Origin of the sequence: Methanobrevibacter sp. (assembly GCF_017468685.1) — an archaeon.
GTDB lineage: Archaea > Methanobacteriota > Methanobacteria > Methanobacteriales > Methanobacteriaceae > Methanocatella.
The window spans coordinates 1-12,798 of sequence record NZ_JAFUHT010000048.1 but is presented as its reverse complement, the minus strand read 5'-3'; the positions used below and the strand labels follow the sequence as shown (position 1 = coordinate 12,798).

Here is a 12,798-nt window from a genome sequence, read left to right as displayed (position 1 = left end):
ATCACCATTCCTTCTGTTTCAAATCAGCTCTTTACTGATTTTTCCTAACTTCAATCATTTCATCAAACCATTCGACCATTTCCGGGTCGGCATGGTCAAAGAACATGCTTTCTGATTTATCCAATTTCATTATTTCCAGCATGTCTTCCTCATCCAATGCGAAGTCAAATACATCAATGTTTTCTTCCATTCTTTCTTTGTGAGTTGATTTGCACAAGACAATTACGCTTCTGTCAATTAACCATCTCAATATTACTTGTGCTGCAGTTTTTCCATGTTTTTCACCTATTTTAACCAGTGTTTCATTGGTGAACATTCCCTGCATTCCTTCTCCGAACGGTGCCCATGCTGCGATTTGAACTCCATTTTTCTCCATGTTTGCCTGTGCAGAATATTGGGCATTGAATGGATTGGTTTCAACTTGGTTGACTGCAGGAATAACCTTACGCTCAAATAAGCAGATGTCAGTTAACCTGTCAGGATAGAAGTTAGAAACACCAATTGCTTTTATAATTCCTTCTTCGTACAAGTCTTCAAGTGCCCTGTAAGCTCCATAGTAATCTGAAAATGGCTGGTGCAACAATACCAAGTCAATGTAATCCAGTCCCAATTTTTCAAGGGATTCTAAAACTGATGCTTTGCATTTGTCATATCCATAGTTTTCAATCCATACTTTTGTTGTAATGAATAATTCTTCACGTGGAACTCCACATTCAGCAATTGCTTCACCAACTTGCTTTTCATTAAAGTAGCTTTGTGCAGTGTCAATTGATCTGTATCCTGCATCAATTGCATCAAGTACTGCTTGTTTTGTTTCTTCCTGTGGGATTTGATATACTCCAAATCCTAAAATTGGCATTTTTACTCCATTGTTTAATGTCAAGTATTGCATCATATCACCTAAAATCCGAATAAGTCCTGTGCATCCAGCATTACGTCAACTATATGAACATTGAATGGGCAGCGCGGTTCGCAGTCACCGCATGCTATGCAGTCAGTTGCATTGTATTTTAAATTATTATAGTGTTCCTGTACGCTTGCTGGTACTTCATCATGGTTTTTAGCCAAATCAAACAATTTGTTCACCATTGCAATGTCTATTTCAGAAGTACATGGCTGACAATGTCCACAATATGTGCATTGTCCTTCAAATGAGTGTTTTGGTGCATTCTTTAAAGTTTCTGCATAATCCTTTTCGGCTTCACTTGCATCACAGTATTTTAAGGATTCCATCAATTCTTCTGGAGTTTTAACACCGACAAATATGCTTGATACTCCTTTTTGCTCCAGGCAATAATGTATACATTGAATTGGTGTTAAAGCCACTCCAAATGGTGAAGTTTCATCTGACAGCAAGTTTCCACCTGCAAATCCTTTCATTACTGTTAATGCTGTTCCATTTTTTTCACATAATTCATAAATTTCTGCTCTTTGAGGATTTAAACCAAACATGGAATCATCATAGGCATCTTCTTTTCTGTACTCTTCTATATCAGGCATGGATCCGAACATGTCATATGCAGGGTTTATTGAAAACATTAGCAGTTCGATTTCAGGGTTTTTTGCCGCTAAAAGTCCGATGTCAGGATTGTGTGTGCTTAAACCGATATGAGCGATTGTTCCGTCTTCTTTCAGTTTACGGACATATTCGATAAAGGGACCGTTCATTATTTCATCATAATCCTCGATTTGGTCAACATAGTGAATCATACCAAAGTCAAGTGTATCTATCTGGAATCTTTCCATAAAATCTTCAAATGCAGGTATGACCTTATCCATATCACGTGTTCTGACGTATTGTTCATTCTGCCAGGTTGATCCGATGTGGCCCTGTATTACCCAATTTTCACGATTGTCCTTTATTGCACGACCCAGATGTGAGCGCACATCCGGTTCACTCATCCAGCAGTCTACAAAGTTGATGCCATTTTCTTCACATGCTTTGATTAGTTCTTCTGTATCTTCATATGGTCTTTGAACTAGAAATTCAGCACCAAATGCAATTTCAGATACTTTTATTCCAGTTTTACCTAATGTCCTATATTCCATCAAATTCCCTCAAAAATTATTATAGAAATAGTATATAATTTAAAATTAAAAAAAGTAATGGATATTTGAAAAAATATCCTATTGTTGGGTGCTCATTGATGCTACAAATTCAACGAAGTTTGGATTGTCAACTTCAACTATTGGAACACCAGTTTCTAACTCTTTGATTTTTTCCATATCTTCATCAGACAATTCAAAATCAAACAGATCTGCATTTTCAATCATTCTGGATTCTTTGGTTGATTTTGGAAATACAATTATTCCCCTTTGGATTAACCATCTCAATATTACCTGTGCTGCGGATTTATCATATTTTTCACCGATTCCCACTAAAATTGGGTTTGTGAATATTCCGTCCTTTCCTTCTGCAAGTGGTCCCCATGCTTCAACTGCTGCATTATATTTTGCATGGAATTCAACTGTTCCTTCCTGTTGATAGAATGGATTTACTTCAATTTGATTTACCATTGGTGGAATTCTTGAATGTAGGGACAGGTCTGCAAATCTTCCTTGTGTGAAGTTGCATACTCCTATTGCCTTGATTTTTCCTTCATCATATAAATCTTCCAGTGCTCTCCAGGTTGAGTATACATCACCCATACATTGATGCAATAAGTATAAATCAATGTAATCAGTTTGTAATTTATCTAGAGATTCCTGAAATGCTTTTTTGGTTTCTTCATATCCATATGAATCAACCCATACTTTGGTTGTTATGAACAATTCTTCTCTTGCAATTCCGGATTCTTTTATTGCTTCACCGATTTCTGATTCATTGAAATATGCTTGTGCAGTATCAAAGTGTCTGTATCCTACTTCTATTGCTTTTTTTACTACATCTTTTGTTTCTTCCGGAGGTATTTGAAATACACCGAATCCTAATTGTGGAATTTCCACATCATTTGATAATTTTACATATTCCATTTTATCACCTCAATTAGAATATTATTTTAAATATTATATAAATCTTTCCTAATGAAAGAGTTATCTAATAAAAATATTTATAATTAAAACAATAAATTATTTACCATGACATTACCAAGCCAATTTCAAAAAGACAATGCAGAAAACATTTTTATTTACCATTATGTTGAAGAAATGGTTTCAAATTTCGGAAAATACCTTAATGAAACATTCAACGATGAAAATATTACAAGAACAGAATTTCCATTTTTAGTAAGGATTAGATTCAACGACAAACCTACACAAAAAGACTTGGTTGAATTATTTAAAGTCAGCGAAGGTTATACTGCTAAACTTTTAAGAAAATTCGAAGATTGTGGATACATCACCAGACGAGAAGATCCAAGCAACAGACGCAAAAAAATAGTGGAAATAACCGAAAAAGGCATTGAAAAAACAGATGAACTGATTGAAATAATACACAGTTGGGAAATTGAAGCCACTTCAAATTTTAGCGAAGATGAAATCAGACTTCTTAAAAGACTACTTTTCAAATTAGTTGAAGAATAATATTACATCACCACTTACTTTTTTTACAAAGCTTTAATTAAATCAAAGAATAATATAACACTTGATATAAATGTATTCTAAAGAATTCCTATTAAAAGAAATTAACACAATACGTGAAGAAATCGGACATGACAAAGTAAATATCTTCATTGAAGAAATCTACTTTAAAAATAACGAACTATGGATCATTACAGAAGACCGTCCTGATAAATCAGCAATCATAGGTAAAGGAGGATGGGTTGTTGGAAAACTCAGAGAAAAGTTAGGCTTAGACAGTATACATGTCGAATCTTATGGAGATTTTTTAAACAAGAATTATAAACTAAAACTTTCTAAAAAAACAATCAGTAATCTTGATTTAAACCTAGTGGGACTAAAAAATCTTGAAAAAACAATTGATTATAAATTGGATAATATTTATAGTTTTAATTTTGACAATTATTTTAAAGAGCATGAATATAATGAATCTAAAAAAATTGAAGCAGTTGTAGCATTATCTGGTGGTGTTGACAGCAGTTTTTCACTAATTTTAGCTAAAAAATTAGGATTCAATCCAATTGCAGTTACAATTGATCCTGGAACAATAATTTTGCCTAATCAATTTAAAAAGAATATTAAAATTGTTACTGAATCATTAGATGTTAAACATGAATACATTGGAACAGATTATTCTGAGGTTGTCTCTGAAGCATTCTCAGGAAATGTTCATCCGTGTGGCAGATGCTCTAAAAATACGGGCAACCTGGTTAAGCAATATGCAAAAGATAATGAAATACCTATAATTATCTTTGGTGATATGCTTGCAACCGGTAGTCAATGCATAAATTTACAGGAAGATTCATTATATCGATTGAACCTGCCGGCAAGTTTAAGTGTTGGCAAACAAGAGATAAAATCCTTAATCAAAAACTATAATTTAAGCACATTTAAAGGATTTGGCTGTCCACTATTATATGAGGTTCACAGAAAATTCCCTCATATGAAGAAATTTTCCATACAGAGAATACTTAGGGAAACACGTTCAGGTGCACTTGAACCCGGCGAAGCACTTGATTTAATCTGGAGTTTCTACAAAACCAAATAGTTACCAAAACTTTAATTATAACTTATCCAAAAGTAACTATTATGATGCATAAAATTTGTCCAAGATGCGGATCTAGAAATGTTAAATGGATTATTCCACAGAATTGGTCCCAGTGGGTTTGCTATGACTGTGACTATACCGGACCAATTATTGAAGGAAACCAGGATTTGGCTGATGAAATTCATGAAAACTATTTAGAATCTCAAAAACATGAAGATTCTGAATAATATTTATTTTTTTTAGAAAATTAGACTTATTATGATTGTTGTTGGGAGATATAAATAGAAGCTGAGCTTTACTTATTGAATTCATTGAGGAACAATTAATAAGTTTTCTATAAATATCTCCGTTCAACTATCATGCTTCAATAATCAAAAGATTACATCCACAATAATAATTTGTTCATAAAAGTATATAAAGTTTAGGTATACCTAAACATCCGAAAAACTTAAAAAAATATAGGAATAATTAAATTCCCTTTTTCTCGAATTCTTCATTTAAGAAATCTTTGATATTATCTCTTGCGATTTCAACCATTTCCGGTGCAGGACCACCTGGAACAGCTCTTATTCTAACATTTTCACGAGGATTTAAAGCTTTTTGAATCAAATCATCAGCCAAATTCAACTCATCAAAACCTAACTCCACTGCAATGTCATCAATGAATTTTGAGGTAATGTCCTCCTCAGCCATTTCATTAGCGGTCGCTTCGTTAACAATTCTTCCAACAATTTTATGAGCAGTTCTGAATGGAACTTGTTTTTCACGAACCATAATGTCAGCAAGGTCTGTTGCAGTTGCAAAGTTTTTACCAGCAAGCTCTGCACATCTGTCAACTTTAAATTCAACAGACAACAACATTTTAGTCACAATAGATAATGTATCCTGAGTAACTTTAATTGAATTCCATAAATGAGGAGTGATTTCTTGCAAATCCCTATTATAAGTGTAAGCAATTGCTTTTAAGATTGTTAAAATAGTGACCAATTCACCATTAACAATTGCACATTTACCTCTTGCAAGTTCAGCAACATCAGGATTTTTCTTTTGAGGCATAATAGAAGAAGTTGATGAATATTCATCCGCCATTTCAATGACTCCAAATTCATAAGTACTCCACAACACTAACTCTTCACAGATTTTAGATAATGTAGTACAAAGACAAACCATATCAAATACTGCTTCAGATATGAAATCTCTTGCTGAAACACCATCCATGGAGTTTTCCAGATATGCATCAAAGCCAAGCAAATCAGTAGTTAACTGTCTATTGATTGGAAAACTGGTAGTCGCCATAGCAGCAGAACCTAACGGGTTTAAATTAACACGTTTATAAGTGTCTTCAAAACGTTCATAATCCCTTTTAAGTGCCTGTACATGCGCCATTAAATGATGAGCAATTGTAATTGGTTGAGCATGTTGCAAGTGAGTAAAACCGATGAATACATCTTCCAAATGTTCTCCGGCCATTTCATTTATACCTTCAATAAATTCCAAAATTCCAATCTGAATTTCAGTAATTTTCTGCCTTAAAACCAATCTAACATCACAGGCAACCTGATCATTACGTGACTTGGCAGTGTGCATAAAACCAGCTTCAGGACCTATTTTGGAAGTTACATAATTTTCAATAGCCATGTGAACATCCTCAACAGACGGGTCAAAAACTAATGCTTCATAGCCTTCCTCTTTTAAAGAGTCAAGTGCACATAATATATTATCTGCAATCTCTTCATCAATAATCCCTTCATGTTTTAACATTGAAGTGTGAGCAAAATTAGTTTTAATATCTGCTTCAAAAAGAAGTTTATCAGCTTCAAGTGATGAAGTATAAATAGCAGCTTCATCAGTCATTCCAGTTTTAAAACGACCATTTCTAATATTATCCAAGAAAATCCCTTCTTAAAAATGATTAAAAATTAAAGTTAAAATTAAATAAAAAAAAGAAATATAGATTAAGAAATCTATTTTTTCATTTCAGTGTATCCGCATTTACCACAAGCAACTCTGTCACCATGGTCAGCCATGAATACACCTTCACCACAACGAGGACAAATTTGGTTTTTTCTTACAATTTTGTCTCCATCTACTTCGTATAAATCAGATTTTTTTACCATTCAAATCACCTTATTCTTCTGCTTCAGCGTCTTCTTCGCTAGCTTCTTCTTCAGGTTCTGCATTTTTAGCAATTACATGTTCAGTTTCGATGTAAGCTAAATCTTCTGCAGTATCGTAAACTTTAGCATAACCTAATGCTTTAGGTTCACCGTAGTGTGGTTGAACGTTGTCAACAACAATTAATTCTTTTTTAGTATTTAATAAAGCAACTAATTTAGACTTGATGTCTAATACTTTAGGAGTTGCTTCTCCATCATAATCTACGTAAAATTTAATTTCTTTTCTATTAAATAATTTATTTTCTTTTTCTTCAATAAATTCAATTTCCATAATAAAACCTCATTCATTTATTTCAATAAATCCGTCAATAAGCTTTTGAGCTTTATTTTTTAAATCACCAGCTTTTAAAAGTACTAATCCTTCGTTAGGTTGACCATATAAAATGGTAGTTTCTGGATTTACCATTAAGATGCAAGGAAGAACTGCAAGATCTTCTTCCCCAGCCACTTCAATTACATAACATTCGCCATTGCTAGATAATTCAAGAGCTTCGCCTATGGTTTCCCATAGATCATCAGTAATAGTACCCGCAGGATTATCAGCTTTCAAAATATGATTTGCGCGTATAATTTCATGAGTATGATTTTTTCTTTGAATTAGATTATCTATTATACCGATATTAGGATATAATTTGTATTTAGTAAGATTAGCAAAAGTTGCATCACCAACAGAAATTAAGAACTCAGAAGATTTAATGTCTTCAATTGCATCTTCAAAGTTAGGATATAATTTACCTAACGGCTTTTTAAGCTCAGTTATTATATCTTTATTTAATTCTGCATCTAAACGTAACACAATAACACTCTACCTTACTCTTAAACAATATTCGCCTGGAATTTCAATATTTAATTCACGAGCTATTTTAGACTCTTCAGGATCAGTTATAATCAAAAGACCACTCCAGTTATCAGAAGTTGGGTTTCCGCAACTAGGACAATGATCTTTACTTGAAATCATTTTACAAACAGTACAAGCTTTCATTCTTAAACCTTCTTACTTTTTTGTTTAGCTTCCTCAATCCATTCGAATCTACCTAAGTTATTTTGTCTCATTGTAAGTGGAATTTTAGAATTCCTGTTATTATCAATGTTATTAGTAGATTCATCTTTAATAGAAACACTAACAGCTCTAGCTCTAACTAAATCTCCTTCATCTAAAGTTTTGTTAGATTCTTTTGATATTAAAGCACCTCTTTTAGCATCATAATTAATATAATCATCAGTAACTTGAGAAACGTGAATTAAACCATCCATAGGTCCAATTCTAACAAAAGCACCGTAATCCACAATATCAATTACTTCACCATCAAAGATTTCATGTTGTTCTGGTTTAAAGAAAATTGCTTCGAACACAACATTATGATAAGAAGCTCCATCACCCATAATGAGTCTTCCTTCGCTAATATCATCTATTGCATTAACACAAATAAGTAAACCAAGTTTTTTATCTAAACGACCCTCATAAGTTTCGTTTAAAGTCTTAATAGCAACTTCTTCAAGAGGACTTTCAAATCTGTAAGGTGGTATTCTTACAGTATCCTCAATTTTTGTTTTATAATACAAAATAATCCCTCATTTTTTTAATAAGTTTAATTAATATTATATTTTACCTTCAACAGCAATATATTTTTTTTGCCTTAAATACACAACTGTAATTCCTTTATCTTTTGCACGATTTTTTAATTCAATATCATTCGTAGCTAAAACTTCTGAAACTCTAAGTAACGCATCATCCACAGTTTCGTTTTCAAGTAATGAAATATCCTTTATTTCAACTTTTGAAGAATTAGCTAATTTTAAGGCTAAATTCGCATTCAACCTTACTTTTCCTTTATTATTTCTTTTTAAACCCTTCAATTCATTGATAACAAAGCTTGGAGTAATTAATTTATAAGAAGGTAATTTATTTTCAAGTTCAGTGATTATATCCACATTGAACTGAAAAGGAACCATAAAAAAATTGGTATCAATCACAACTTCTTTAGAGTTCATTATTTACCTCTACTTAATAATACCGTAACCAATTAATCTCCAACGAGCACCTACTCTACGACTTAAAGCAACCCTATCACCTGGACTTGCACAAACAGGCAATTTAAGAGTGACATCAACATCATTTTTCTTTGCAGAAGTGACAACACCAATAGTTGTTGTAGTACCACAATTAATCATTAATGGTTCTTTAATTTTAATTGGAGCAACTTCACGTTCTTCTTTAGTACCAACAACACGGTCAAGTAAATTAGCTTCCATAGTGAAAGAATCTAATACTTCAGGTAATGTGGATTCTTCACCTGCAACAGTTCCAGATAATGAATCTGATTTAGTTAAAGATGGATCCAATTTAGTTGCAATACCAACAAGTCCACCAGGACCTATTTCCTCAACTTGTTTACCATTAGCCTCAAGACCAATAATTTCAGATTTTAAAGTAACTCTTTTTCCATTATTAGTAGGGCCAGGTCTAATTTCAATAGTATCACCAAGTTTGAAAGTACCTTGAACTAATGTACCTCCAATAACTCCACCTTTGATTTTATCAGCGCCAGAACCTGGTTTATTAATATCAAATGATCTTGCAACATGCATTAAAGCAGAATCATCAACATTCCTTTCAGGAGGTTGAATTTGCTTAAGCATTGCTTCAATTAATATATCCATATTTGCGCCTTGTTGAGCAGATACTGGAATGATTAAAGCATCTTCAGCACAAGTACCTTTAACAAATTCCTTAATTTCATTATAACTTTCAATAGCTCTTTCTTTTGATACAATATCAATTTTATTTTGAACTACGATAAAATCTTTAACACCAATAACATCAAGTGCCATAAGATGTTCTTTAGTTTGTGGTTGTGGACAAGACTCATTTGCAGCAATTACTAACACTGCACCATCCATAATTGCAGCACCAGATAACATAGTTGCCATAAGAGTTTCGTGACCTGGAGCATCAACAAAAGATACTTTTCTGATTAATTCAGTTTCGCTTCCACAGTTTTCACATTTTAGAGAAGTAGTGTAACATTCAGGTTCTTCACATTCAGGACATTTTCTAAATTCAATGTCTGCATAACCTAAACGAATTGAAATACCTCTTTTTGTTTCTTCACTGTGAGTATCAGTCCATACACCTGATAATGCTTTAGTAAGAGTAGTCTTACCATGGTCTACATGACCAACCAAACCTATGTTAACATCTGACTGTACGTTCACAGATAACCACCTTTTTTAAATTTAATTCAATATAAAGTAAATAAGAAAAATAGTAAAACTATTCTTCCTCTTCTTCACCAGCACCAAGAATTTCAGCTATTGATTTGCTTCCAGCTTCAGTAACTACAGTGTTGATTTGTACAATATCATCAGCAATAGTGTTTCCTCTTACAGTTTTTCTTCTTTTAACACCATCTGCTTTAGGATGATAACCGATACCACCAGTTAATAAACTTTTGATTCTTCTGGTACCTGAAACATCTTTTTTCATGGTGAAACCGTTTTTGTCACTACCACCAGTGATTTTTAAAGTGTAACCATCTAAACCAACAATAGTACCATCAAATTCATCACCGATGACTAATCCGTTAAGTGCTTTAGTATCATCGACTTCAATTTGATGAGTTTCAGCTTTTTGAGACACAACAATTTTGAATGCCATGGTATTCCTCCATAATTTTTATAACTATAAATTTATTATTCAAAAAGACCAAATTTACCCCAATCTGGATCTTGTTTACGTTTAATTTCAACAAACTCATATAAAGTTTCAAATTCATCTTCAGTTAATTTGTCTTTAAATTCTCTTTCAATGAATTTATAGTGTTTTTCTGGAACATCAACATATAATTCATCACCTTCATCAAAATGTTTACCTACAATAGCATCTTTAATAGCCATAGCAACCCTTTGACCTCTAGGGATTGAAGGTAATGTTTCACCTTTATCTTCCATACTTGCTATAACACCTACATATTCGCCATTTTTATTGATTAATGTTTGTCCTTGTTTAACTGTACCACTAATAGATTCAATACCAATGATAGCAGGTTTACTTTGACGGAAAACTAATTTAGGTAAAGACATAAATTTAGCCGGTTTAATTATAGCATCATAAAATGCTTTTTTCTTAGCTTGTTCCATTTCATCAATCCATGCTTCATAATCTTCAATAATCTGATAGATTACGTCACCTTTGAATAATTTAACATCAGAATTATCCAAATCATCTTGAGAATTAGGATTGACATTAACATTGAAAGCAATGATAGCTCCATGAGCATCATTTTCATTTAAAGCAATTGATGAATTAATAATATCTCTACGATTTACATCACCAATGTCTGCTTCACGAATAGGAATTTCCAATTCTCTGAGTAATTTAACAATTGCTTCAAGAGAACCTAATGTGTCTGCTTTAACTAAAATACCTTCATCTTCAGTACTAATAGTAATATCTTCAATTTCTTTTAAGATTTCCTCTTCCACATCCTCTTCATCATTTAAAACTCTAAGTGGTGAACCGGAAACGACATCATCTAAATTAGGAGCAGCTATCTTAATACCTGCAGCTGCAACAACTTCATCGAATTTCTGGAATTTCTTTTTAGAATCTCTCATTTCTTCAAGCGGAAGTGGTCTTAAAATAGATCTTATTTTAGTTGTTAAAACTTCATTTGAAGAAGTCATTAAAGCGATTTCATCATTAGTTCGCAAAACACCATCGTAAATAATACTATCAATAGTTAGACCTAATCCAATTTCTTCCTTAATCTCTAATACTGTACCTTTAGCAGGAGCATCTTCATTAATTTCAAGCTGTTCTGTTAAATATTCCTGAGCAAGTCCTAAAAGCATTGCTAGAACTTCAATAATTCCTTCACCAGACCTAGCACTAATCGGAATAATACTAATTTGTGAAGCAAAGTTACTTATTCTATCAAATCTTTCAGATTGGAACCCTTCCTTGTGAAGAGTACCTACAATTTCATACACTTTAGTATCCAAAGCTTGTTGCACACTTGGAGCCTGTTGTGTAAAAGATTCTTTAAAAGAAGCACCTTCATGTGTCTCCCAACCGAAAATCATGTCGATTTTATTTGCAACAACAATGAAAGGAGTTCTATACATTTTAAGAATATTTAATGCTTCAAATGTTTGTGGTTTAAAACCATCATTTATATCAACAATTAAAACAGCTAAATCAGCTAATGCACCACCACGTTTTCTTAAACTAGTGAATGCAGCGTGACCAGGAGTATCAATAAAGAATAATCCTGGGATTAAATCTTTGATAGTTAATTTTGATATAAAATTCCCACAGATTTCTTCAATAGTATCATTTGGTATCTCTGTAGCACCAATATGTTGTGTAATACCACCTGCTTCTTTATCAGCAATAGTACTTCCTCTAATATAATCTAATAATGTAGTTTTTCCATGGTCTACATGTCCTAAAACTGATACAATTGGGGATCTGATTTTCATAATATCTTCTTTAATAATAAAATTTTTAAACTCTAAATTTATTCATAAATTAAATCATTATCAATGATTTTGTAATCACAAATTTCATCTTCATTAAAGAAAAGACCAATTTCTCTTTCTGCAGATTCAGGAGCATCTGAAGCATGAATAATGTTTCTACCGGTATCCATACCAAAGTCTCCTCTAATAGTTCCAAGATCTGCTTCTAAAGGATTGGTTGCACCAACGATTTTTCTAATAGTAGTGATTGCTTCTTCTCCTTGAATAACCATAGCAAGGGATGGTGAAGAAGTAATGTATTCAACTAAACTTGGGAAAAATGGTTTTTCAGCGTGTTCTCCATAATGAGTTTTTGCTAAATCTTCATCAATTTGAATTAATTTACATGCGACGATTTGAAGACCTTTTTCTTCAAAACGGGATAATATTTTACCCATAAGACGTCTTTGAACAGCGTCTGGTTTCATCATTACAAAACTTTTTTGAATCATTCTTTAACCCATTTAACTTTTCTTGGAACTCTTCCGAGTT

General features: G+C 32.6%; 17 protein-coding genes. 3 read left to right on the top strand and 14 right to left on the bottom strand.

All coding sequences use genetic code 11. The features are described 5' to 3' along the window. Nucleotides 1-31: 31 nt before the first annotated feature. The 3 genes from IJ258_RS06285 to IJ258_RS06275 form a co-directional block, all read right to left on the bottom strand. Nucleotides 32-892 carry an aldo/keto reductase gene (locus IJ258_RS06285; RefSeq protein WP_292804532.1) on the bottom strand — a complete coding sequence of 287 codons (861 nt, stop codon included), beginning with the start codon at nucleotides 890-892 and terminating at the stop codon, nucleotides 32-34. A gap of 8 nt (nucleotides 893-900) precedes the next feature. After that, nucleotides 901-2,049, bottom strand: coding sequence for an aldo/keto reductase (locus IJ258_RS06280; protein ID WP_292804529.1), 1,149 nt, complete (start codon nucleotides 2,047-2,049; stop codon nucleotides 901-903). A 78-nt stretch (nucleotides 2,050-2,127) separates the two neighbouring features. Continuing rightward, entirely contained in the window at nucleotides 2,128-2,973 is an 846-nt protein-coding gene (locus IJ258_RS06275; protein ID WP_292804526.1) for an aldo/keto reductase, read from the bottom strand. A 105-nt stretch (nucleotides 2,974-3,078) separates the two neighbouring features. On the opposite strand from IJ258_RS06275, the gene IJ258_RS06270 reads away from it, so the two are divergent. From IJ258_RS06270 to IJ258_RS06260, 3 genes are all read left to right on the top strand, one after another. Beyond that, nucleotides 3,079-3,522 (top strand): MarR family winged helix-turn-helix transcriptional regulator, encoded by a 444-nt coding sequence (locus tag IJ258_RS06270; RefSeq protein ID WP_292804523.1) that lies wholly within the window; start codon nucleotides 3,079-3,081, stop codon nucleotides 3,520-3,522. A 70-nt stretch (nucleotides 3,523-3,592) separates the two neighbouring features. After that, on the top strand, nucleotides 3,593-4,606 hold the full coding sequence (locus IJ258_RS06265; protein WP_292804520.1) for an ATPase: 1,014 nt from the start codon (nucleotides 3,593-3,595) through the stop codon (nucleotides 4,604-4,606). Between the two features lie 41 nt (nucleotides 4,607-4,647). Next, on the top strand, nucleotides 4,648-4,833 hold the full coding sequence (locus IJ258_RS06260; protein ID WP_292804517.1) for a hypothetical protein: 186 nt from the start codon (nucleotides 4,648-4,650) through the stop codon (nucleotides 4,831-4,833). 241 nt (nucleotides 4,834-5,074) lie between these two features. Here the strand turns inward: IJ258_RS06260 and argH are convergent, their stop codons facing one another. The 11 genes from argH to ndk all read right to left on the bottom strand — a co-directional run bounded on the left by argH (nucleotide 5,075) and on the right by ndk (nucleotide 12,758). Further along, a complete protein-coding gene (gene argH, locus IJ258_RS06255) occupies nucleotides 5,075-6,496 on the bottom strand; it encodes an argininosuccinate lyase (protein WP_292804514.1) in 1,422 nt (473 codons plus the stop codon). A gap of 74 nt (nucleotides 6,497-6,570) precedes the next feature. After that, nucleotides 6,571-6,723: a 30S ribosomal protein S27ae gene (locus tag IJ258_RS06250; RefSeq protein WP_292747322.1), complete on the bottom strand. Its 153-nt coding sequence runs from the start codon at nucleotides 6,721-6,723 to the stop codon at nucleotides 6,571-6,573. Between the two features lie 10 nt (nucleotides 6,724-6,733). Next, nucleotides 6,734-7,054 carry a 30S ribosomal protein S24e gene (locus IJ258_RS06245; RefSeq protein WP_292804511.1) on the bottom strand — a complete coding sequence of 107 codons (321 nt, stop codon included), beginning with the start codon at nucleotides 7,052-7,054 and terminating at the stop codon, nucleotides 6,734-6,736. A 9-nt stretch (nucleotides 7,055-7,063) separates the two neighbouring features. Then, a complete protein-coding gene (locus IJ258_RS06240) occupies nucleotides 7,064-7,579 on the bottom strand; it encodes a GTP-dependent dephospho-CoA kinase family protein (RefSeq protein WP_292804508.1) in 516 nt (171 codons plus the stop codon). Between the two features lie 9 nt (nucleotides 7,580-7,588). Then, the gene (gene spt4, locus IJ258_RS06235) at nucleotides 7,589-7,765 is read right to left on the bottom strand and encodes a transcription elongation factor subunit Spt4 (protein WP_292804505.1); all 177 of its coding nucleotides are present in this window, start codon (nucleotides 7,763-7,765) and stop codon (nucleotides 7,589-7,591) included. 2 nt (nucleotides 7,766-7,767) lie between these two features. Continuing rightward, complete coding sequence (locus tag IJ258_RS06230) at nucleotides 7,768-8,346, bottom strand: DNA-directed RNA polymerase (protein WP_292804502.1); 579 nt, start codon at nucleotides 8,344-8,346, stop codon at nucleotides 7,768-7,770. Nucleotides 8,347-8,382: 36 nt separating this feature from the next. Continuing rightward, nucleotides 8,383-8,775, bottom strand: a complete 393-nt coding sequence (locus tag IJ258_RS06225) for a PIN domain-containing protein (RefSeq protein WP_292804499.1) — start codon at nucleotides 8,773-8,775, stop codon at nucleotides 8,383-8,385. A 9-nt stretch (nucleotides 8,776-8,784) separates the two neighbouring features. Then, nucleotides 8,785-9,999, bottom strand: coding sequence for a translation initiation factor IF-2 subunit gamma (locus IJ258_RS06220; RefSeq protein ID WP_292804496.1), 1,215 nt, complete (start codon nucleotides 9,997-9,999; stop codon nucleotides 8,785-8,787). Between the two features lie 58 nt (nucleotides 10,000-10,057). After that, the gene (locus tag IJ258_RS06215; RefSeq protein ID WP_292804493.1) at nucleotides 10,058-10,441 is read right to left on the bottom strand and encodes a 30S ribosomal protein S6e; all 384 of its coding nucleotides are present in this window, start codon (nucleotides 10,439-10,441) and stop codon (nucleotides 10,058-10,060) included. Nucleotides 10,442-10,476: 35 nt separating this feature from the next. Then, complete coding sequence (infB, locus tag IJ258_RS06210; protein WP_292804490.1) at nucleotides 10,477-12,267, bottom strand: translation initiation factor IF-2; 1,791 nt, start codon at nucleotides 12,265-12,267, stop codon at nucleotides 10,477-10,479. A gap of 38 nt (nucleotides 12,268-12,305) precedes the next feature. Next, nucleotides 12,306-12,758, bottom strand: coding sequence for a nucleoside-diphosphate kinase (gene ndk / locus IJ258_RS06205; RefSeq protein WP_292804487.1), 453 nt, complete (start codon nucleotides 12,756-12,758; stop codon nucleotides 12,306-12,308). Nucleotides 12,759-12,798 lie beyond the last annotated feature (40 nt).